16 protein-coding genes are annotated in these 21,783 nt (G+C 59.9%); 10 read left to right on the top strand and 6 right to left on the bottom strand.

The window, feature by feature from the left end:
* Nucleotides 1-146: 146 nt before the first annotated feature.
* On the bottom strand, nt 147-1,169 hold the full coding sequence (rlmF, locus tag ACQ4OB_RS01360; RefSeq protein WP_074879971.1) for a 23S rRNA (adenine(1618)-N(6))-methyltransferase RlmF: 1,023 nt from the start codon (nt 1,167-1,169) through the stop codon (nt 147-149).
* Nucleotides 1,170-1,389: 220 nt separating this feature from the next.
* On the opposite strand from rlmF, the gene ACQ4OB_RS01355 reads away from it, so the two are divergent.
* Nucleotides 1,390-1,797, top strand: coding sequence for a hypothetical protein (locus ACQ4OB_RS01355; protein WP_146011580.1), 408 nt, complete (start codon nt 1,390-1,392; stop codon nt 1,795-1,797).
* 56 nt (nt 1,798-1,853) lie between these two features.
* Here the strand turns inward: ACQ4OB_RS01355 and ACQ4OB_RS01350 are convergent, their stop codons facing one another.
* The 4 genes from ACQ4OB_RS01350 to ACQ4OB_RS01335 form a co-directional block, all read right to left on the bottom strand.
* Entirely contained in the window at nt 1,854-4,700 is a 2,847-nt protein-coding gene (locus tag ACQ4OB_RS01350) for a valine--tRNA ligase (protein ID WP_430954988.1), read from the bottom strand.
* Nucleotides 4,701-4,956: 256 nt separating this feature from the next.
* Nucleotides 4,957-5,352 carry a DNA polymerase III subunit chi gene (locus ACQ4OB_RS01345; protein WP_074879964.1) on the bottom strand — a complete coding sequence of 132 codons (396 nt, stop codon included), beginning with the start codon at nt 5,350-5,352 and terminating at the stop codon, nt 4,957-4,959.
* An 8-nt stretch (nt 5,353-5,360) separates the two neighbouring features.
* On the bottom strand, nt 5,361-5,789 hold the full coding sequence (locus ACQ4OB_RS01340) for a DNA polymerase III subunit chi (protein WP_074879961.1): 429 nt from the start codon (nt 5,787-5,789) through the stop codon (nt 5,361-5,363).
* Nucleotides 5,790-5,849: 60 nt separating this feature from the next.
* Entirely contained in the window at nt 5,850-7,340 is a 1,491-nt protein-coding gene (locus ACQ4OB_RS01335) for a leucyl aminopeptidase (RefSeq protein ID WP_074879959.1), read from the bottom strand.
* Nucleotides 7,341-7,646: 306 nt separating this feature from the next.
* Here ACQ4OB_RS01335 and lptF point away from each other — a divergent pair, with 306 nt between their 5' ends.
* From lptF to pdxJ, 8 genes are all read left to right on the top strand, one after another.
* Nucleotides 7,647-8,765, top strand: a complete 1,119-nt coding sequence (lptF, locus tag ACQ4OB_RS01330; RefSeq protein ID WP_074879956.1) for an LPS export ABC transporter permease LptF — start codon at nt 7,647-7,649, stop codon at nt 8,763-8,765.
* On the top strand, nt 8,758-9,819 hold the full coding sequence (gene lptG / locus ACQ4OB_RS01325) for an LPS export ABC transporter permease LptG (RefSeq protein ID WP_074879952.1): 1,062 nt from the start codon (nt 8,758-8,760) through the stop codon (nt 9,817-9,819). Before lptF ends, lptG begins: the two co-directional genes overlap by 8 nt.
* A 171-nt stretch (nt 9,820-9,990) precedes the next feature.
* Nucleotides 9,991-11,790: a translation elongation factor 4 gene (gene lepA / locus ACQ4OB_RS01320; RefSeq protein ID WP_008151572.1), complete on the top strand. Its 1,800-nt coding sequence runs from the start codon at nt 9,991-9,993 to the stop codon at nt 11,788-11,790.
* A gap of 5 nt (nt 11,791-11,795) precedes the next feature.
* A complete protein-coding gene (gene lepB / locus ACQ4OB_RS01315; RefSeq protein ID WP_074879949.1) occupies nt 11,796-12,650 on the top strand; it encodes a signal peptidase I in 855 nt (284 codons plus the stop codon).
* A gap of 184 nt (nt 12,651-12,834) precedes the next feature.
* On the top strand, nt 12,835-13,524 hold the full coding sequence (rnc, locus tag ACQ4OB_RS01310) for a ribonuclease III (protein ID WP_033053426.1): 690 nt from the start codon (nt 12,835-12,837) through the stop codon (nt 13,522-13,524).
* Complete coding sequence (gene era, locus ACQ4OB_RS01305) at nt 13,517-14,419, top strand: GTPase Era (protein WP_008151577.1); 903 nt, start codon at nt 13,517-13,519, stop codon at nt 14,417-14,419. The genes rnc and era overlap by 8 nt, the downstream gene beginning before the upstream one ends.
* 172 nt (nt 14,420-14,591) lie before the next feature.
* Nucleotides 14,592-15,278, top strand: coding sequence for a DNA repair protein RecO (gene recO, locus ACQ4OB_RS01300; protein ID WP_430954987.1), 687 nt, complete (start codon nt 14,592-14,594; stop codon nt 15,276-15,278).
* A gap of 49 nt (nt 15,279-15,327) precedes the next feature.
* Complete coding sequence (gene pdxJ / locus ACQ4OB_RS01295; protein WP_074879942.1) at nt 15,328-16,071, top strand: pyridoxine 5'-phosphate synthase; 744 nt, start codon at nt 15,328-15,330, stop codon at nt 16,069-16,071.
* A 67-nt stretch (nt 16,072-16,138) separates the two neighbouring features.
* Here pdxJ and mltF read toward each other — a convergent pair whose 3' ends face one another.
* Nucleotides 16,139-17,599 (bottom strand): membrane-bound lytic murein transglycosylase MltF, encoded by a 1,461-nt coding sequence (gene mltF / locus ACQ4OB_RS01290; protein WP_074879938.1) that lies wholly within the window; start codon nt 17,597-17,599, stop codon nt 16,139-16,141.
* A 274-nt stretch (nt 17,600-17,873) separates the two neighbouring features.
* On the opposite strand from mltF, the gene purL reads away from it, so the two are divergent.
* Nucleotides 17,874-21,770, top strand: coding sequence for a phosphoribosylformylglycinamidine synthase (gene purL / locus ACQ4OB_RS01285; protein WP_074879935.1), 3,897 nt, complete (start codon nt 17,874-17,876; stop codon nt 21,768-21,770).
* Nucleotides 21,771-21,783 lie beyond the last annotated feature (13 nt).

Below are 21,783 nucleotides of genomic sequence, written 5' to 3'. Positions count from 1 at the left end.
TTGGCGATTGCCCCGCGAACACCGCTAAACCCATGTGGGAGCGAGCCTGCTCGCGATGGCGGTGCATCAGTCGACATCATCGTTAACTGACACGCAGCCATCGCGAGCAGGCTCACTCCCACAGTTGATCTGCGTTGGTCAGTGACTCAGCTCTTGCGAGCCCAGCGTTCACGCCACACTTGTTGCTCGGATTTGGTCTGGAAGGTCCAGGCGACGAAGCGGCTTTGCTTCTGGCCCTGAGACATTTCCACGACCTGGCTTTCCAATACACCGGCCTTTTTCAGGGCCGTCTGGATCGCCGGCAGGTTGGAGGCTTTCGAGACCAAAGTGCTGAACCACAGCACTTTGTGTTGGAAGTGCGCGCTCTCGGCGATCAGTTGCGTCACAAAACGTGCTTCGCCCCCTTCACACCACAATTCCGCCGACTGACCGCCAAAGTTCAGCACCGGCAGTTTGCGTTTTGGATCGGCACGGCCCAGGGCGCGCCATTTACGCTCGCTGCCCTTGGTCGCTTCGTCCATCGAGGCATGGAACGGCGGGTTGCACATGGTCAGGTCAAAACGTTCGCCGGGTTCAAGCAGGCCCAGCAGAATGTGCTTGGGGTTGCTTTGCTGACGCAACTGGATGGCCTTGTTCAGCCCGTTGGACTGGACGATGGCTTTGGCGGCGGCCACGGCTGTCGGGTCGATTTCCGAGCCGAGGAAGTGCCAGCGATAGTCGCTGTAGCCGATCAACGGATAGACGCAGTTGGCGCCCATGCCGATATCGAGCACCTTGACCGGCGCGCCGCGCGGGATCTCACCGTCGTTGACGCTGGCCAACAGGTCGGCCAGGAAGTGCACGTAATCGGCACGGCCCGGAACCGGCGGGCAGAGGTAGTCGGCCGGGATGTCCCAGTGGGCGACACCGTAGAACGACTTGAGCAACGCCCGGTTGAACACCCGCACTGCGTCCGGGCTGGCAAAGTCGATGCTTTCCTTGCCGTACGGGTTGATGATCACGAACTTCGCCAGTTCCGGCGTGGTTTTGATCAGCGCCGGGAAGTCGTAACGACCCTGATGGCGATTGCGCGGATGCAGGCTGGCCTTTTCACGCGGTTCCACGGTTTTGGCCGGGGTGGCGGAATCAGGCTTTTTGCGCGCAGGGCGGGGTGTGCGGGGGGCGTTCATGGGTGTGGTCGATTCGGGTATGGCTGAAAGTGGCGGGTATTGTCCCACATCTAAACTGCGCCCGGCCAAAGTAGTGCGGTTGGTGCACCAGGGAGCACTTTTTATGCCGAAAAGATCTTGAGGAACTGTTATTTATGACAGTGGGCGAGAGATATTTTTTTCGATTTACTCAATGGTGAGCGCTGCCTAAAGCAGGCCACTTATTTCGGGAGTGATCGTAATGGATGATTTGTTTGCCGCAACATTTCCAAGCACCAATAATTTCGGATTTATTAACTGCTCAAGCAAGCCCAGCCCCGTGCAAGGGATTATTGCTAAGGTTCCGTCGATAAAGGGTGTTGAGCCAGGCGATGTGCTGACGTTGTTTTCCCAGGGATACACCAGTTTCGATGATAAAACCCCTATTCCAGGAACAGCGACTCAATTTGAGCGAGTGATAGGCCCTGCGGATGTGGGGCAGCCTGTTGATTTCATCATCGGGCCGTACGCCACCGCGATCAAACCTATTCGTTCGGGGTCGTTGGGTGTTTGTTATTCGGTAACCCGTGGGGGGAATACTGTTAGTTCGCCGAAGTCATGGGTGAAAATCAGTGTCGAGTTACCCGGTGGTGGCACTTGCCCTGAGTAAAAAGGCACAAAAAAGGGAGGCCGTTTCGGGCCTCCCTTTTTCATTGCGATTTGCCGTTACAAACTGGCAATCCGCGCATGCTGCTCGGCCAGCTTGCCCAAAGCCTGTTCGGCTTCAGCCAGTTTGGCGCGTTCCTTCTCGATGACTTCGGCCGGGGCCTTGTCGACGAAACCGGCGTTGGACAGCTTGCCGCCCACGCGCTTAACTTCGCCCTGCAATCGCAGGATTTCCTTGTCCAGTCGTGCCAGTTCGGCGTCTTTGTCGATCAGGCCGGCCATCGGCACCAGCACTTCCATCTCGCCGACCAGTGCGGTGGCGGACAGCGGTGCTTCTTCGCCAGCTGCCAACACGGTGATCGATTCGAGGCGAGCCAGCTTCTTCAGCAGGGCTTCGTTCTCGGTGAGGCGACGCTGATCTTCGGCGCTGACGTTTTTCAGGAACAGGTTCAACGGCTTGCCTGGACCGATGTTCATTTCGCCGCGGATGTTGCGCGTGCCGAGCATCAGTTCCTTGAGCCATTCGATGTCGTTTTCGGCGCCCTGATCGATGCGTGCTTCATTGGCCACAGGCCACGGTTGCAGCATGATCGTCTTGCCTTCGATACCGGCCAGCGGCGCGATGCGCTGCCAGATTTCTTCGGTGATGAACGGCATGAACGGGTGCGCCAGACGCAGCGCGACTTCCAGCACTCGAACCAGTGTGCGGCGGGTGCCACGCTGGCGTTCGACCGGTGCGTTTTCGTCCCACAGCACAGGCTTGGAGAGTTCCAGGTACCAGTCGCAATACTGGTTCCAGATGAACTCGTACAAGGCTTGTGCAGCCAGGTCGAAGCGGAACTGATCGAGTTGGCGGGTCACTTCGGCTTCGGTGCGTTGCAGCTGCGAAATGATCCAGCGATCCGCCAGCGACAGCTCATAAGCTTCGCCGTTCTGCCCGCAGTCTTCGCCCTTGTCCAGCACGTAGCGCGCGGCGTTCCAGATCTTGTTGCAGAAGTTGCGATAGCCCTCGACGCGGCCCATGTCGAACTTGATGTCGCGACCGGTCGATGCCAGCGAACAGAACGTGAAGCGCAGGGCGTCGGTGCCATAGCTGGCGATGCCGTCGGCGAACTCGTCGCGGGTCTGCTTCTCGATCTTCTTCGCCAGTTTTGGCTGCATCATGCCGGAGGTGCGTTTCTGCACCAGGTCTTCGAGCTCGATGCCGTCGATGATGTCCAGCGGGTCCAGGACGTTGCCCTTGGACTTGGACATTTTCTGTCCCTGGCCATCACGCACCAGACCGTGCACATAAACGGTCTTGAACGGAACCTGCGGCGTGCCGTCTTCGTTTTTCACCAAGTGCATGGTGAGCATGATCATCCGGGCAACCCAGAAGAAAATGATGTCAAAACCGGTGACCAGCACGTCGGTGGAGTGGAATTTCTTCAGGAATTCGGTTTGCTCAGGCCAGCCGAGCGTGGAGAACGTCCACAGGCCCGAACTGAACCAGGTGTCGAGTACGTCGTTGTCCTGTTGCAGTGCAACGTCCGGGCCGAGGTTGTGCTTGGCACGCACTTCGGCTTCGTCGCGACCGACATAGACCTTGCCCGACTCGTCGTACCAGGCCGGAATTCGGTGGCCCCACCACAGCTGACGGCTGATGCACCAGTCCTGGATGTCGCGCATCCACGAGAAGTACATGTTTTCGTATTGTTTCGGCACGAACTGAATGCGGCCGTCTTCAACCGCAGCGATGGCCGGCTCGGCCAATGGCTTGGTGGAGACGTACCACTGGTCGGTCAGCCACGGCTCGATGATGGTGCCGGAGCGGTCGCCTTTCGGTACTTTCAACGCGTGATCGTTGACACTGACCAAGAGGCCGGCGGCATCAAACGCTGCAACGATCTGCTTGCGCGCTTCGAAGCGATCCAGGCCGGCGTATTCGGCCGGGATCTTGCCGTCGATGCTTTCGTTCAGGGTGCCGTCGAGGTTGAACACCTGACAGGCCGGCAATACAGCGGCGTTCTTGTCGAAGATGTTCAGCAGCGGCAGGTTGTGGCGCTTGCCGACTTCGTAGTCGTTGAAATCGTGCGCCGGGGTGATTTTCACGCAGCCGGTGCCGAACTCAGGGTCGCAGTAATCGTCGGCGATGATCGGGATGCGGCGGCCGACCAGCGGCAGCTCGACAAACTTGCCGATCAAGGCTTTGTAGCGTTCGTCGTTCGGGTTAACCGCGACGGCGGCGTCGCCGAGCATGGTTTCCGGGCGAGTGGTCGCGACGATCAGGTAATCGTTGCCTTCAGCGGTCTTCACGCCGTCGGCGAGCGGGTATTTCAGGTTCCACAGGAAACCTTTCTCGTCGTGGTTTTCCACTTCGAGGTCGGAAATCGCCGTGTGCAACTTGGTGTCCCAGTTGACCAGGCGCTTGCCGCGGTAGATCAGACCGTCTTCGTGCAGGCGCACAAAGGCTTCTTTCACGGCTTCCGAGAGGCCGTCGTCCATGGTGAAGCGCTCGCGGCCCCAGTCCACGGAAGAGCCGAGACGGCGGATCTGACGGCTGATGTTGCCGCCGGACTGATCCTTCCACTCCCAGACTTTCTCGAGGAATTTCTCACGGCCCAGATCATGACGACTCTGGCCCTGGGCTTCGAGTTGGCGCTCCACCAGCATTTGCGTGGCGATACCGGCATGGTCGGTACCCGGCTGCCACAGGGTGTTACGACCCTGCATGCGGCGGAAACGGATCAGGGCGTCCATGATCGCGTTGTTGAAGCCGTGACCCATGTGCAGGCTGCCGGTGACGTTCGGCGGCGGGATCATGATGGTGTAGGACTCGCCCGCGCCTTGCGGGGCGAAGTAATTCTCTGACTCCCAGGTGTTGTACCAGGAAGTTTCAATGGCGTGCGGCTGGTAGGTCTTATCCATGCGCGGCGGGACCCTATTGGCATTTATTCAGGAAAAGCCGGCAAGTATAGCGGGGCATGGGGCGGAGGGCGAGCCGGGGTAGACCGGGCGCAGATCAAACTGTGGAATGAACCTGTGGCGAGGGAGCTTGCTCCCGCTGGGGCGCGAAGCGGCCCCGACATCAGCAAGTTAGGTATGCCAGGTACACGGCTTTGCGGCTGCTGCGCAACCGAGCGGGAGCAAGCTCCCTCGCCACAGAAACCCGCCGGGCTTGGGGTTATTCGTATTGGCTCAACAACCGTTCCATCCGCGCGCTGAGGCGGCGTTTGATTTCGGTTTCGATGTGCGGGGCGAAGTCGTCGATCACGTCTTGCATGATCAATTGCGCGGCGGCGCGCAGTTCGTCTTCCAGGTGCAGCAGCTCGTCGGCGCTCTTGCTGGCGGCGGGTGCCGGTTGGGCGGCAGGGGCTGCAGGGGCGGGTGGCGCGGGTTCGAGTATGGGCGGGTTGGCGCCAACGGTATCGAACAGCATCGGAATCTGCTCCTGGTCACCGTCCTCGACCGTTTCGGTGAGCAAGGGCGGTTGCAGGTTGTCGTCGCCGAGCAATTGACGGATCGACTCAAGGTCGTCCAGCAGGTGCGCGGACTTTTGCAGCGGTTTTGGAGTGTCCATCGGAATGCTCAGAGTCGCTGTAAACGGTGATCTTGCAAAGGATAGCCCTGTTCGCGGTAGAAACGGAAACTCTCCCGCGCAGCTGTACGAATCGTCGGATCTTCCACCACCACTTCCGCCACTCGGGCGAACTTGTTGGCGAATGCCGGGACTTTCAGGGCGAGATTGACCAACAGGTCCTGATGCGGACCGCAGTCATCGCCAAAGCCCAGCACAATCAAGCTGTCCGGCTCATTTTCAGCGGGGCCGTGGGGCACGAAGCTTTCGCCCTTGAAGGTCCACAAACGCGCATCAAGATCGTCACGCTGGGCGGCATCGCTGCAATGCAGGTAGATGCGGTGGCCCATGCGCCAGGCTTTTTCGGTGAGTTTGCAGGCAAAATCCAGCCGCGCCGAAGGATCGGCGCTAGGCAGGATATAGAAGTCGACTTTGGTCATTGCGGTTCCTGAGCTTCAAGTGGCATCACCCGAGAGTGATGCCATCGGAAGTCATCGGTTTCAGGCTTTGGCGCGGTCCAGCAGGTATTGGGTCAGCAATGGAACCGGACGGCCAGTGGCGCCCTTGTCCTTGCCGCCGCTGGTCCAGGCCGTGCCGGCGATGTCCAGGTGCGCCCAGTTGAGGTTCTTGGTGAAGCGCGACAGGAAGCAGGCCGCGGTGATGGTGCCGGCTTTCGGACCGCCGATGTTGGCGATGTCGGCGAACGGGCTGTCCAGCTGTTCCTGGTACTCATCGAACAACGGCAGTTGCCAGGCGCGATCGTCAGCCGATTGGCCAGCGCTCAGCAGTTGGCCGATCAGTTCGTCGTTGTTGCCCAGCAGGCCCGACGTGTGGGAACCCAGCGCAACGACGCAAGCGCCGGTCAGGGTCGCGATGTCGATCACCGCTTGCGGCTTGAAGCGCTCGGAGTAGGTCAGGGCGTCGCACAGCACCAGACGGCCTTCGGCGTCGGTGTTGAGGATTTCCACGGTCTGGCCGCTCATGGTGGTGACGATGTCGCCTGGACGCGAAGCGTTGCCGCTCGGCATGTTCTCGGCGCAAGCCAGGATGCACACCAGGTTGATCGGCAGTTTCAGCTCGAGCACCGCACGCAGCGTACCGAATACGCTGGCAGCGCCGCCCATGTCGTACTTCATTTCATCCATGCCGGCGCCCGGTTTCAGGCTGATGCCGCCAGTGTCAAAAGTGATGCCTTTGCCGACCAGTGCATACGGCTTCTCGGATTTCTTGCCGCCGTTGTATTGCATGACGATCAGGCGTGGTGGCTGGGCGCTGCCCTGGCCGACGGCGTAGAACGAACCCATGCCCAGGTCCTTGATCTTCTTCTCATCAAGGACTTCGACTTTCAGGCTCTTGAATTCTTTGCCCAGGTTCTTCGCTTGCTCACCGAGGAACGTCGGGTGGCAGATGTTTGGCGGCAGGTTGCCCAGGTTACGGGTGAACGCCATGCCGTTGGCGATGGCGGTGGCGTGGGCCACGGCGCGCTCGACTTCAGCTTGTGCAGCCTTGATGGTCACCAGGGTGATCTTTTTCAGGCTGCGAGGCTCGGCTTTCTGGCTCTTGAACTGATCGAACGTGTATTCGCCGTCCACCAGGGTTTCGGCCAGCAGGCGGGTCTTGCCGTAGCTGTCACGGCCTTTGACCACGACTTCGTCCAGGGCCAGCACGGCGTCGCTGCCGCCCAGGCCTTTAAGGGTGTTGAGGATGCCGGCGATGATTTTGCGGAACGGGCGGTCGCCCAGCTCTTCGTCTTTGCCCACGCCTACCAGCAGCACGCGTTCAGCCTTGAGGTTCGGCAGGCTGTGCAACAACAGGCTTTGACCGACTTTGCCCGCCAGGTCGCCGCGCTTGAGCACAGCACTGATGGCGCCGCCGCTCAGTTCGTCGAGTTGTTTGGCAACAGCGCCGAGCTTGCGGCCTTCGCCGACGGCGACTACCAGAGTGGCGGTTTTCAACGTTTCTGGGCTAACGCTTTTTACAACCAGTTCCATGTCCGGGTCCCTGAATTAATGGTCAACACGCAAGAGCTCGACAGCATGCATTCGAGCTTGCTTATAAATAGAAAGACGCAGGTCACGGCCCGCGACAAAGGCCGCAGTTTGAACCTCGTGCCCCGAGCCTGACAACCCTCGGTCGTACGATCTTCAGCGCTTTACCCGCCTGCTTGAGCATGCGCAGTGACAGGCGCACCCAATCACAGGATAATGCGCCAACTTTTTCGGCGGCTCTGCCCTGCGGGCCGTCTGATACGTTTGCTTGTTTGGCCGCCTTAGCCTGACAACCCTGGAGTGTCTGGTTTGATTGTCTTCCGTTACCTGTCCCGCGAAGTCCTGTTGACCTTGAGCGCCGTCAGCGCTGTGCTGCTGGTCATCATCATGAGCGGTCGCTTCATCAAGTACCTCGCCCAGGCGGCCTCTGGCCTCCTGGATCCGGGCTCGCTATTTCTGATCATGGGCTTTCGCCTGCCGGGTTTCCTGCAGTTGATTTTGCCTTTGGGCCTGTTTCTCGGAATCCTGCTGGCCTACGGTCGCCTGTACCTTGAAAGCGAAATGACGGTGCTGTCTGCCACCGGCATGAGCCAGCAGCGTCTGTTTGCCATGACCCTTTTCCCAGCCACCCTGGTCGCACTGGTGGTGGCATGGCTGAGCCTGAGCCTGGCGCCACAAGGTGCCAATCAATTCCAGTTGCTGCTGAACAAGCAGGATGCCCTGACTGAGTTCGACACTCTCGAGCCGGGTCGCTTCCAGGCGCTGCGTGACGGGACGCGGGTGACCTACACCGAAACGCTGTCGGATGATCGCATCAACCTCGGCGGCGTGTTCATTTCGCAGAAAAACGTCAATTCGGAGAAGAAGGATCGCGGGATTTCCGTGCTGGTGGCCGAGAGTGGCCGTCAGGAAATTCGCCCCGACGGTAACCGTTACCTGATTCTCGACAACGGTTATCGCTATGACGGCAATCCGGGGCAGGCCGACTACCGGGCGATCAAGTACGAGGAGTACGGCGTACTGCTGCCCAAACCGGACGTCAGCGACGAAGTGACCGACCGTGATGCAATGACCACCGGTTCCCTGATCGGCAGTGATGACATTCGCTCCCGCACCGAGCTTCAGTGGCGTCTATCCCTGCCATTGCTGGTCTTCATCGTGACCCTCATGGCGGTGCCGCTGTCGCGGGTCAATCCGCGTCAGGGCCGTTTCCTCAAGCTGTTGCCGGCGATTCTTCTATATATGGCTTACCTGTCCATCCTGATTGCCGCTCGCGGCGCCCTTGAAAAGGGCAAGATCCCGCCAGCTCTGGGGTTGTGGTGGGTGCATGCAATCTTCCTGGCCATCGGCCTGGGCTTGCTCTATTGGGAACCCCTGCAGTTGAAGCGGGCGAGTCGCCGCAGCGCGCTGGAGGTGGCTCGTGGATAAGCTCGATCGCTACATTGGCAGCAGCGTGTTCGTGGCAATTCTGGCGGTGCTGGGGATCATTCTCGGTCTGGCGACACTGTTCGCGTTTATCGATGAGATGGGGGATGTCAGCGATACCTACACCTTGGTCGATGTGTTGAGCTATGTCCTGCTGACCGCGCCGCGTCGTCTTTACGACATGTTGCCGATGGCTGCACTGATCGGTTGCCTGATCGGCCTCGGCAGCCTGGCCAGTCACAGCGAACTGACCATCATGCGCGCTGCGGGCGTGTCGATCGGTCGCATCGTCTGGGCGGTCATGAAGCCCATGCTGGTCCTGATGGTGGTGGGTGTACTGATCGGCGAATACGTAGCGCCGGCCACCGAAGTCACCGCTCAGGCCAATCGCTCCCTGGCTCAGGGCGGCGGCGATGCGCAGAGCGCCAAGCACGGTTTGTGGCATCGCCAGGGAGATGAGTTCATTCACGTCAACTCTGTGCAACCCAACGGCCTGCTGTACGGCGTCACCCGTTATCGTTTCGACGATGAGCGGCATATGGTCTCTTCCAGCTTCGCCAAGCGGGCGGAGTTCGATCAGGATCATTGGCAGTTGAGCGACGTCACCACCACGCTGTTCCATGAAAAGAGCACTGAAGTGGTTACTACCCCGGTCGAGCGCTGGAATGTCGCCTTGAGTCCGCAGCTGCTGAGCACCGTGGTCATGTCGCCTGACACGCTGTCGATCAGTGGTCTGTGGGGGTACATCCACTACCTGGCGGACCAGGGCTTGAGCAATGGTCGTTACTGGCTGGCATTTTGGGTCAAGGTGTTGCAACCGCTGGTCACCGCCGCGCTGGTGCTGATGGCGATTTCCTTCATCTTCGGTCCGTTGCGCTCGGTGACCCTCGGTCAGCGAGTGTTCACTGGCGTGCTGGTGGGCTTCACCTTCCGCATCGTTCAGGATTTGCTCGGTCCTTCGAGCCTGGTCTTCGGTTTCTCGCCACTGTTTGCGGTGCTTGTTCCGGCAGGTGTTTGTGCCTTGGCCGGGCTCTGGTTGTTGCGCCGGGCCGGTTGATCAAGGGTTTCCCTTGTCCTTGATGGTCACTCGAAACGCCCCTGTCACAAGACCGGGGCGTTTTTGTATCCGCCGTCTGACCTGCGAACGTGACGCTTGCGCCGTGGATCAGGTACAATTCCCGGCTATTTTTCGGCGGGCTATGCCTGCAGCCTTTTTGAGTGTTGATCCGTGAGTGATTTGAGTCATATCCGCAATTTCTCCATCATCGCCCACATTGACCATGGCAAGTCGACGCTGGCCGATCGCTTCATCCAGATGTGTGGCGGCCTTGCCGAGCGCGAAATGGAAGCCCAGGTTCTGGACTCCATGGACCTGGAACGTGAACGCGGGATCACCATCAAGGCCCACAGCGTCACCCTGTATTACACCGCTCGCGATGGCATCAAGTACCAGTTGAACTTCATTGACACCCCGGGCCACGTCGACTTCACCTATGAAGTCAGCCGGTCGCTGGCGGCCTGTGAAGGTGCGTTGCTGGTGGTCGATGCCGGTCAGGGCGTTGAAGCGCAATCGGTAGCCAACTGCTACACCGCGATCGAGCAAGGCCTGGAAGTGATGCCGGTCCTGAACAAGATCGACCTGCCTCAGGCCGATCCGGACCGCGTGAAAGAAGAAATCGAAAAAATCATCGGCATCGATGCCACCGACGCAGTCGAGTGCAGTGCCAAGACCGGTCTGGGCGTCGACGAAGTACTGGAGCGTCTGGTCAAGACCATTCCTGCGCCGACCGGCAACTACGAAGATCCGCTGCAAGCGTTGATCATCGACTCCTGGTTCGACAACTACCTGGGCGTTGTTTCCCTGGTTCGCGTGCGCCACGGTCGTGTGAAGAAGGGCGACAAGATCCTGGTCAAGTCCACCGGCAAGATCCACCTCGTGGACAGCGTCGGTGTCTTCAACCCGAAACACACCGCCACCGTTGACCTGAAGGCCGGCGAAGTAGGCTTCATCATCGCCGGCATCAAGGACATTCACGGGGCACCGGTCGGTGACACCCTGACCTTGAGCTCCACGCCGGACGTCGACGTGCTGCCAGGCTTCAAACGCATTCAGCCGCAGGTGTACGCCGGTCTGTTTCCGGTCAGCTCCGACGACTTCGAAGACTTCCGTGAAGCGCTGCAAAAGCTCACGCTCAACGACTCGTCCCTGCAATACACCCCGGAAAGCTCCGACGCACTGGGCTTCGGCTTCCGTTGCGGGTTCCTCGGCATGCTGCACATGGAAATCATCCAGGAGCGCCTGGAGCGCGAGTATGACCTGGACCTGATCACCACGGCGCCGACGGTAATTTTCGAGCTGCTGCTGAAAACCGGTGAAACGATTTACGTCGACAACCCGTCGAAGCTGCCTGACCTGTCCTCGATCGAAGACATGCGCGAGCCGATCGTGCGGGCCAATATTCTTGTGCCGCAAGAGCACCTGGGCAACGTCATTACCCTGTGCATCGAGAAGCGTGGCGTCCAGCACGACATGCTGTTCCTCGGTACCCAGGTTCAAGTGACCTACGATTTGCCGATGAACGAAGTGGTCCTGGACTTCTTCGACCGTCTGAAATCCACCAGCCGTGGCTATGCTTCGCTGGATTACCATTTCGATCGTTATCAATCGGCTAATCTGGTGAAACTGGATGTGCTGATCAACGGTGACAAGGTCGACGCCCTGGCGCTGATCGTGCACAAGGATAACGCGCACTACAAAGGTCGCCAGCTGACCGAGAAGATGAAAGAACTGATTCCACGCCAGATGTTCGACGTCGCGATCCAGGCCGCCATTGGCGGGCAGATCATTGCGCGGACCTCCGTCAAGGCACTCAGAAAGAACGTATTGGCCAAATGCTACGGCGGTGACGTTAGCCGTAAGAAAAAACTGCTGGAAAAGCAAAAGGCCGGTAAGAAACGCATGAAGCAAGTCGGTAACGTGGAAATTCCACAAGAAGCCTTCCTTGCAGTGCTCAGGTTGGATAGTTAGGTCCTATGTCACTAAATTTCCCGCTGTTGCTGGTCATCGCCGTGTTCGTCTGCGGCCTGTTGGCGTTGCTCGATCTGCTGTTCCTGGCGCCACGGCGCCGGGCTGCCATTAACTCTTACCAGGGTAGCGTCAGCCAGGCTGACATGGTGGTGGTCGAGAAACTGAACAAAGAGCCGCTGCTGGTCGAATACGGCAAGTCGTTCTTCCCGGTGTTGTTCATCGTGCTGGTGCTGCGTTCGTTCCTGGTGGAACCGTTCCAGATTCCTTCCGGCTCGATGAAACCGACCCTGGACGTCGGCGACTTCATTCTGGTGAACAAGTTTTCTTACGGGATCCGCTTGCCGGTGATCGACAAGAAAGTCATCGAAGTCGGTGATCCACAGCGTGGCGATGTGATGGTGTTCCGCTACCCGAGCGATCCGAACGTCAACTACATTAAACGTGTGGTGGGCCTGCCGGGTGACCAGATTCGTTACACCGCCGACAAGCGTCTGTTCGTCAACGGTGAGTCGGTTGCCGAACAACTGGTCGGCTCCGAGCCGGGCACGTTGGGCAGCGCTGAGCTCTACAAGGAAAAACTCGGCGTCGCCGAGCACCAGATCCGCAAGGAAATGAGCCGCTATCGTGCATCGCCGGACCGTACATGGACCGTGCCTGCCGGGCACTACTTCATGATGGGCGACAACCGCGACAACTCGAACGACAGTCGCTACTGGGATGACCCGAGCATTCCCAAGGATCTGCTGGGCATGGTTCCCGACAAGAATATCGTCGGCAAGGCCTTCGCAGTCTGGATGAGCTGGCCAGAACCTAAACTCAGTCACCTGCCGAATTTCTCGCGGGTTGGCCTGATCAAGTAATCACACACGGCGCTGTTGAACACAGCGCCGAATGCATTTCTGGAACCGGCACAATCGGCGCCAGAAGCATGAAAACAATGATATTCAGGACGTAATTTTTGAACACAGCGTTAATTGTCCCAAGCCTGCGCAGACTCTCGGCGATGGCGGTGGAATCCAGCCACGAACTCAGCGTGGGTAAACCGTGAGCGTCTCCTTAAGCCGTCTCGAGCGTCAGCTCGGTTACACCTTCAAGGATCAGGAACTGATGGTCCTGGCCCTGACTCACCGCAGCTTTGCCGGGCGTAACAACGAACGCCTGGAATTCCTCGGTGATGCCATCCTTAACTTTGTCGCTGGCGAGGCGCTGTTCGATCGCTTCCCGCTGGCCCGCGAAGGTCAGTTGTCGCGCTTGCGCGCACGCCTGGTGAAAGGCGAGACCCTGGCCGTACTGGCTCGTGGTTTCGATCTGGGCGAATACCTGCGCCTGGGTTCCGGTGAATTGAAAAGCGGCGGTTTTCGTCGCGAGTCGATTCTGGCCGATGCCCTTGAAGCGCTGATCGGTGCGATCTACCTGGATGCCGGCATGGACATGGCACGCGAACGCGTGCTTGCCTGGCTGGCCGGGGAGTTCGAAGGCTTGACGCTGGTCGACACCAACAAAGATCCAAAAACCCGCCTGCAAGAATTCTTGCAGTCCCGTGGTTGCGAACTGCCGCGTTACGAAGTGGTGGATATCCAGGGTGAGCCGCATTGCCGGACGTTCTTCGTCGAATGTGAAATCACCTTACTGAATGAAAAAAGCCGAGGTCAGGGTGTGAGCCGTCGTATTGCCGAACAGGTAGCGGCCGCTGCAGCACTGATTGCCCTGGGCGTGGAGAATGGCCATGACTGATTCAACTGCAACTCGCTGTGGCTATGTCGCCATCGTTGGCCGTCCCAACGTGGGCAAGTCCACGCTGCTGAACCACATCCTCGGTCAGAAGCTGGCGATCACCTCGCGCAAGCCTCAGACCACTCGCCACAACATGCTCGGCATCAAGACCGAAGGCGCCGTGCAGGCGATCTACGTCGACACCCCCGGCATGCACAAAGGTGGCGAGAAAGCCCTGAACCGCTACATGAACAAGACCGCTTCGGCGGCGTTGAAAGACGTCGATGTGGTGATCTTCGTGGTTGACCGCACCAAGTGGACCGACGAAGACCAGATGGTCCTCGAGCGCGTTCAATACGTGACCGGCCCGCTGATCGTGGCGCTGAACAAGACTGACCGTATCGAAGACAAAGCCGAGCTGATGCCGCACCTGACCTGGTTGCAGGAACAGTTGCCGAACGCGCAGATCATGCCGATCTCGGCCCAGCACGGGCATAACCTCGAAACGCTGGAGCGCGTGATTGCCGGTTACCTGCCGGAAAACGATCACTTCTTCCCGGAAGACCAGATCACCGACCGCAGCAGCCGGTTCCTCGCCGCTGAACTGGTACGCGAGAAAATCATGCGCCAGATGGGCGCCGAACTGCCGTACCAGATCACCGTCGAAATCGAAGAGTTCAAGCAGCAGGGCAAAACCCTGCACATCCATGCCTTGATCCTCGTCGAGCGCGACGGCCAGAAGAAAATCATCATTGGCGACAAGGGCGAGCGGATCAAGCGCATCGGCACCGAGGCACGCAAGGACATGGAGTTGCTGTTCGACTCCAAGATCATGCTCAACCTCTGGGTCAAGGTGAAAGGTGGCTGGTCCGACGATGAGCGCGCCTTGCGTTCGCTGGGTTACGGCGACCTGTAACACCGGTTCCTGAGACACCGAAGTACCCTGTGGGAGCGAGCCTGCTCGCGATAGCGGTCTGCCAGTCAACATCAATGTTGAATGTCAGGTCCTCATCGCGAGCAGGCTCGCTCCCACATTGGTTTTGGGTGGTTTATAAATCTGTGCTGACTCATTGAGAACCCTGACTTCCATGTCTCAAACCCCCATCGGCCAACCCGCCTACGTCCTCCACTCCCGCGCTTACCGCGAGAACAGCGCGTTGGTGGATTTCCTCACGCCGCAAGGTCGGCTGCGGGCGGTGTTGCGCAGTGCCCGAGGCAAGGCCGGGACGTTGGCGCGGCCGTTCGTGCCGCTGGAAGTCGAGTTCCGTGGCCGTGGTGAACTGAAGAACGTCGGTCGCATGGAAAGCGCTGGCGTCTCCACTTGGCTCAACGGTGAAGCGCTGTTCAGCGGTCTCTACCTCAATGAGCTGTTGATTCGGCTGCTGCCGTCCGAAGACCCGCATCCCGCCGTCTTCGATCACTACGCCGCGACCCTGCTTGCGCTTGCCGAAGGTCGTCCGCTGGAACCGCTGTTGCGATCCTTCGAATGGCGTCTGCTGGATGACTTGGGTTACGGCTTCGCCTTGACCACCGACATCCATGGCGAGCCCATCGCGCCGGACGGTCTCTACCGTCTGCAAGTGGATGCGGGGCTTGAACGGGTCTACCTGCTGCAACCCGGTCTGTTCAATGGTACCGAACTGCTGGCGATGGCCGATGCAGATTGGTCAGCCCCTGGCGCGCTATCGGCAGCCAAGCGATTGATGCGCCAGGCACTGGCCGTTCATCTGGGCGGTCGTCCCTTGGTGAGTCGCGAGTTGTTTCGCAAGCCCTGATCACCCCGTATGCTGTGCACCGAACTTTCCCTTCTTCAGGAGCGCTTCCGTGACCACCAGCAATCGCATTCTTCTTGGCGTGAACATCGACCACGTTGCCACTCTGCGTCAGGCCCGGGGCACGCGCTATCCAGACCCGGTCAAGGCTGCGCTGGACGCGGAAGAGGCGGGCGCTGACGGCATCACCGTGCACCTGCGCGAGGATCGTCGACACATTCAAGAGCGCGACGTGTTGCTGCTCAAGGATGTGCTGCAAACCCGCATGAACTTCGAAATGGGCGTCACCGAAGAGATGATGGCGTTCGCCGAGCGCATTCGTCCGGCGCACATTTGCCTGGTGCCGGAAACCCGTCAGGAGCTGACGACCGAGGGTGGTCTGGACGTGGCGGGGCAGGAAGCGCGGATCAAGGCGGCGGTGGATCGCCTGTCAAAGATCGGCTGTGAAGTGTCGCTGTTCATCGACGCTGACGAGCAGCAGATCGCAGCGTCCCGTCGTGTGGGTGCGCCGGCTATCGAGCTGCATACCGGTCGTTACGCCGATGCCGAGACGCCGACCGAGGTGGCTGAAGAGCTCAAGCGTGTGGCGGATGGCGTGGCGTTTGGCCTGGCCCAAGGTTTGATCGTCAACGCGGGTCACGGTCTGCACTACCACAACGTTGAAGCTGTAGCGGCGATCAAGGGCATCAACGAGCTGAACATCGGCCACGCGCTGGTGGCTCATGCGTTGTTCGTCGGGTTCAAGTCGGCGGTGTCTGAAATGAAAGCACTGATCCTGGCCGCCGCAAAAGCCTAAAGCCAAAAGCCAAACACAAAACACTGTGGGAGCAGGCTCACTCCCACATTTTGATTGGGGTCAGGCTTTAAAGCTGTGGGGTTTCCTGAGTCGGCTTGGTCTTGTCGACCCCCGGCACATGCAGGTTGCCCTCGGCGACCTGATTGCCTTCCAGCTGCGGCTGCGTCACCCACGTCAGGATGTCGTAGTAGCGGCGGATGTTCGCCACGAAGTGAACGGGTTCGCCGCCACGGGCATAGCCGTAACGGGTTTTGCTGTACCACTTCTTCTCGGACAAACGCGGCAGGATCTTTTTCACGTCCAGCCACTTGTCCGGATTCAGACCTTCCTTGGCCGCCAGTTTGCGCGCGTCATCCAGATGACCGCTGCCAACGTTGTAGGCCGCCAGTGCAAACCAGGTACGATCCGGCTCCTGGATCGACTCGTCCAGCTGTTCCTTCATGTAGGCCAGGTACTTGGCGCCACCCATGATGCTTTGTTTGGGGTCCAGGCGATTGGACACGCCCATGGCCTGCGCAGTGTTCTGGGTCAGCATCATCAGCCCGCGCACGCCGGTCTTCGACGTGACGGCTGCTTGCCACAGCGATTCCTGATAGCCGACCGCGGCCAGCAAGCGCCAATCGACTTTCTCTTTCTTGGCGTACGTCTTGAAGTGCTGTTCGTATTTGGGCAGGCGTTGCTGCAAGTGTTGGGCGAAGGTGGTGGCGCCCATGTAACCCAGCACATCGACGTGCCCGTAATAGCGGTCTTTCAGCCGTTGCAGGGTGCCGTTTTTCTTCACCTTGTCGAGGTAGTCGTTGATCTCGTTGAGCAGGCTGTTGTCGTCGCCAGCGGCCACCGCCCAGCTCTGGTTGCTGGCGTCACCGAGGTCGAAGGCTACCCGCACCTTAGGGAAGTAGACCTGGTTCATCGCGACTTCGTTTGAGTCCACCAGGGTCAGGTCAATCTGATCTTCATCGACCATGCGCAGTAAGTCGACGACTTCAACAGCGTCGGACTCTTCGTATTCGATGCCGGGATATTTCTTTTTCAGCTCCGCCAATTGCTCGGCGTGGGTGCTGCCCTTGAGCACCATGATCTTCTTGCCCACCAGGTCCTTCGCGTCAGTCGGCCGCGATTGGCCGTTGCGATAGATGACCTGTGGGGTAACTTCGAGATAGGAGTGGGAAAACCGCACCTGCTTTTTACGTGCTTCGCTGCTGACCAGGCCGGCAGCAGCGATCACCGGGCCGTTGGGCTTGCCTACCTGATTGAACAGGTCGTCGAGGTTGTCGGCGGTTTCGATTTTGAGTTCCACCCCCAGATCGTCGGCGAAGCGCTTCACCAGCTCGTATTCGAAGCCGGTTTCACCGTTGCGATCCTGAAAGTAGGTGGCGGGGCTGTTTCGGGTAACCACCCGCAGCACGCCATCCTCCTTTACGCGCTCCAGCGTGTTGGGTTTATCAACACAGCCACTGAGCACCAGGAAGAGTCCGGTTGCGATCAGCCATTTGGCGAACCGCGGACGCAAAGCCGTTGGGGAAAACATCTGCGCAGTATACGCAAAGGACCACGAGCGCCATATCTCGACAGCGATGGGCTTGTCTGCTAGGCAACTGAAAACCGCTCATGAGCCCGCAGGAATGGGCCCGGACAGCATTTTGTGACAGAAAAAATAACGCTCGGCATGTGCCTGTTTTATGTCCGAACCCCCGGCCCGACGCCCGGGTGCAGCCGCCCGTACCGTTTCGGGTGATGTCGCGGCCTGTTTAGGCTAGAATGCACGGCCTCAAAGCACACCCCTTCCCGAGGCTGTCCCGAAGATGTTGATCCTGCGCGGCGCTCCTGCCCTTTCTGCCTTTCGCCACAGCAAACTCCTTGAGCAACTGAGCCAGAAAGTTCCGGCTGTCAGTGGCTTGTATGCTGAATTCGCTCACTTCGCCGAAGTCACCGGCGTCCTGACCGGCGACGAACAGCAGGTGCTCGCGCGCCTTCTGAAGTACGGCCCAAGTGTTCCGGTACAAGAGCCGACCGGTCGTCTGTTCCTGGTGTTGCCGCGTTTCGGCACCATCTCGCCATGGTCCAGTAAAGCCAGCGACATCGCTCGCAACTGCGGCCTGACGAAAATCCAGCGCCTGGAGCGCGGCATCGCGTTCTACGTCGCCGGCCAGTTCAGCGACGCTGAAGCGCAGCTTATTGCCGATGGTCTGCACGACCGCATGACCCAGATCGTCCTCGGCAATCTTGAACAAGCCGCCGGCCTGTTCAGCCACGCCGAACCGAAACCGCTGACTGCCATCGACGTACTGGGTGGCGGCCGCGCCGCGCTGGAAAAAGCCAACACCGAGCTGGGCCTGGCCCTGGCCGAAGACGAGATCGACTACCTGGTCAACGCTTTCGTCGGCTTGAAGCGCAACCCCCACGACATCGAACTGATGATGTTCGCCCAGGCGAACTCCGAGCACTGCCGTCACAAGATCTTCAACGCCAGTTGGGACATCGACGGCCAGAGCCAGGAAAAAAGCCTGTTCGGCATGATCAAGAACACCTACGTGATGCACAGCGAAGGCGTTCTGTCGGCTTATAAGGACAACGCTTCGGTGATTGTCGGCAACGTCGCCGGCCGTTTCTTCCCGGACCCTGAAACCCGCCAGTACGGCGCGGTGCAGGAACCGGTGCACATCCTGATGAAAGTCGAGACTCACAACCACCCGACCGCGATTGCCCCGTTCCCGGGCGCATCCACCGGTTCCGGTGGCGAAATTCGCGACGAAGGCGCTACCGGTCGCGGCGCCAAGCCAAAGGCTGGCCTGACCGGTTTCACCGTGTCCAACCTGCAAATCCCGGGCTTCGAACAGCCGTGGGAAGTGCCGTATGGCAAGCCTGAACGCATCGTGACCGCGCTGGACATCATGATCGAAGGCCCACTGGGTGGTGCCGCGTTCAACAACGAATTCGGTCGTCCGGCCCTGACCGGTTACTTCCGTACCTTCGAACAGTCGATCACCACCCCGCGTGGCGACGAAGTTCGCGGTTACCACAAGCCGATCATGCTGGCCGGCGGTATGGGTAACATCCGTGCCGAACACGTGCAGAAAGGCGAGATCACCGTTGGCTCCAAGCTGATCGTCCTCGGCGGCCCGGCAATGCTGATCGGCCTGGGCGGCGGCGCGGCTTCCTCCATGGCCACCGGCACCAGCTCGGCAGACCTGGACTTCGCTTCCGTACAGCGCGAAAACCCGGAAATGGAACGTCGCTGCCAGGAAGTCATCGACCGTTGCTGGCAGTTGGGTGAACACAACCCGATCAGCTTCATCCACGACGTCGGCGCGGGCGGTCTGTCCAACGCCTTCCCGGAACTGGTCAACGATGGCAACCGTGGCGGTCGCTTCGAACTGCGCAACATTCCAAACGACGAGCCGGGCATGGCCCCGCACGAAATCTGGAGCAACGAATCCCAGGAACGCTACGTTCTGGCGGTCGGCCCGGCTGACTTCGAACGCTTCCAGGCGATCTGCGAACGCGAGCGTTGCCCGTTTGCCGTCGTCGGCGAAGCCACTGCCGAGCCGCAACTGACGGTCACCGACAGCCACTTCGGCAACAGCCCGGTGGACATGCCGCTGGAAGTGCTGCTGGGCAAAGCCCCGCGCATGCACCGTTCGGCCGTTCGCGAAAACGAGCTGGGCGATGATTTCGATCCGTCGACGCTGGAGATCGCAGACTGCGTCGAACGCGTTCTGCATCACCCGGCCGTGGCCAGCAAAAGTTTCCTGATCACCATCGGCGACCGCACCATCACCGGCCTCGTGGCCCGTGATCAGATGGTCGGCCCGTGGCAGGTTCCGGTGGCCGACGTTGCCGTCACCGCTACCAGCTTCGACGTGTACACCGGTGAAGCCATGGCCATGGGCGAGCGTACTCCGCTGGCACTGCTGGACGCTCCGGCGTCGGGCCGCATGGCCATCGGCGAAACCCTGACCAACATCGCGGCTTCGCGCATCAACAAGATCTCCGACATCAAACTGTCGGCCAACTGGATGTCCGCTGCCGGTCACCCGGGCGAAGATGCGCGTCTGTACGACACCGTGAAAGCAGTCGGCATGGAGCTGTGCCCGGACCTGGGCATTACCATTCCGGTGGGCAAGGACTCCATGTCCATGGCCACGCGCTGGAACGACGAAGGTGTCGACAAGACCGTGACCTCGCCGATGTCCCTGATCGTGACCGGTTTTGCGCCTGTGGCTGACATCCGTCAGACCCTGACGCCGGAACTGCGCATGGACAAGGGCACCACCGACCTGATCCTGATCGATCTGGGCCGTGGCCAGAACCGCATGGGCGCCTCGATCCTGGCCCAGGTTCACGGCAAGCTCGGTTCGCAAGCGCCGGACGTCGACGACGCCGAAGACCTCAAAGCCTTCTTCGCCGTGATCCAGGGCCTCAACGCCGACGGTCATCTGCTGGCTTACCACGACCGTTCCGACGGTGGTCTGCTGACCAGCGTCGTGGAAATGGCCTTCGCCGGTCATTGCGGCCTGAGCCTGAACCTCGACGGTCTGGCCGAAACTTCCGCCGACATCGCCGCGATCCTGTTCAACGAAGAACTGGGCGCCGTGATCCAGGTTCGCCAGGACGCCACTCCGGACATCCTTGCGCAGTTCAGCGCTGCCGGTCTGGGCGAGTGCGTGTCGGTGATCGGTCAGCCGATGAACAACGGCGAGATCAGCATCACCTTCAACGGCGAAACCGTGTTCGAAGGTCAGCGTCGTCTGCTACAACGTCAGTGGGCGGAGACCAGCTACCAGATCCAGCGCCTGCGTGATAACGCCGATTGCGCCGAACAAGAGTTCGACGTGCTGCTGGAAGAAGACAACCCGGGCCTGAGCGTCAAGCTGAGCTACGACGTCAACCAGGACGTCGCCGCGCCTTACATCAAGAAAGGCATCCGCCCACAGGTTGCCGTGCTGCGTGAGCAGGGCGTCAATGGTCAGGTGGAAATGGCGGCCGCGTTCGACCGCGCCGGTTTCAATGCGATCGACGTGCACATGAGCGACATTCTGGCCGGCCGTGTCGACCTGAACGAGTTCAAAGGTCTGGTGGCTTGCGGCGGTTTCTCCTACGGCGACGTATTGGGCGCCGGCGAAGGCTGGGCCAAGTCCGCACTGTTCAACAGCCGCGCTCGCGATGCGTTCCAGGGTTTCTTCGAACGTACCGACAGCTTCACCCTCGGCGTGTGCAACGGTTGCCAGATGATGTCCAACCTGCATGAACTGATCCCGGGCAGCGAGTTCTGGCCGCACTTCGTGCGTAACCGTTCCGAGCAGTTCGAAGCCCGTGTGGCGATGGTTCAGGTCCAGGAATCGAACTCGATCTTCCTGCAAGGCATGGCCGGTTCGCGTATGCCGATCGCTATTGCTCACGGTGAAGGTCATGCCGAGTTCGCCAGCGAAGAAGCGTTGCTGGAAGCCGATCTGTCCGGTTGCGTGGCGATGCGTTTCGTCGACAACCACGGCAAGGTCACCGAAAACTACCCGGCCAACCCGAACGGCTCGCCGCGCGGGATCACCGGTTTGACCAGCCGCGACGGTCGCGTGACGATCATGATGCCGCACCCGGAGCGTGTGTTCCGCGCCGTGCAGAACTCGTGGCGTTCGGAAGACTGGAACGAAGACGCACCTTGGATGCGTATGTTCCGTAATGCGCGCGTCTGGGTGAACTAAGAGCGGGTGAACT

Origin of the sequence: Pseudomonas sp. ES4 (genome assembly GCF_050586665.1) — a bacterium.
Taxonomy (GTDB): Bacteria; Pseudomonadota; Gammaproteobacteria; order Pseudomonadales; family Pseudomonadaceae; genus Aquipseudomonas; species Aquipseudomonas frederiksbergensis.
Note: the sequence above shows the minus strand (reverse complement) of the source record. Positions and strands in the feature narration are given on the sequence as shown.

Bases quoted from the DNA above. Each gene is read 5' to 3' on its own strand.
- rlmF (WP_074879971.1), bottom strand. From the start codon at position 1,169: ATGAACGCCCCCCGCACACCCCGCCCTGCGCGCAAAAAGCCTGATTCC.
- ACQ4OB_RS01355 (WP_146011580.1), top strand. From the start codon at position 1,390: ATGGATGATTTGTTTGCCGCAACATTTCCAAGCACCAATAATTTCGGA.
- ACQ4OB_RS01350 (WP_430954988.1), bottom strand. From the start codon at position 4,700: ATGGATAAGACCTACCAGCCGCACGCCATTGAAACTTCCTGGTACAAC.
- ACQ4OB_RS01345 (WP_074879964.1), bottom strand. From the start codon at position 5,352: ATGGACACTCCAAAACCGCTGCAAAAGTCCGCGCACCTGCTGGACGAC.
- ACQ4OB_RS01340 (WP_074879961.1), bottom strand. From the start codon at position 5,789: ATGACCAAAGTCGACTTCTATATCCTGCCTAGCGCCGATCCTTCGGCG.
- ACQ4OB_RS01335 (WP_074879959.1), bottom strand. From the start codon at position 7,340: ATGGAACTGGTTGTAAAAAGCGTTAGCCCAGAAACGTTGAAAACCGCC.
- lepB (WP_074879949.1), top strand. From the start codon at position 11,796: ATGTCACTAAATTTCCCGCTGTTGCTGGTCATCGCCGTGTTCGTCTGC.
- era (WP_008151577.1), top strand. From the start codon at position 13,517: ATGACTGATTCAACTGCAACTCGCTGTGGCTATGTCGCCATCGTTGGC.
- recO (WP_430954987.1), top strand. From the start codon at position 14,592: ATGTCTCAAACCCCCATCGGCCAACCCGCCTACGTCCTCCACTCCCGC.
- mltF (WP_074879938.1), bottom strand. From the start codon at position 17,599: ATGTTTTCCCCAACGGCTTTGCGTCCGCGGTTCGCCAAATGGCTGATC.
- purL (WP_074879935.1), top strand. From the start codon at position 17,874: ATGTTGATCCTGCGCGGCGCTCCTGCCCTTTCTGCCTTTCGCCACAGC.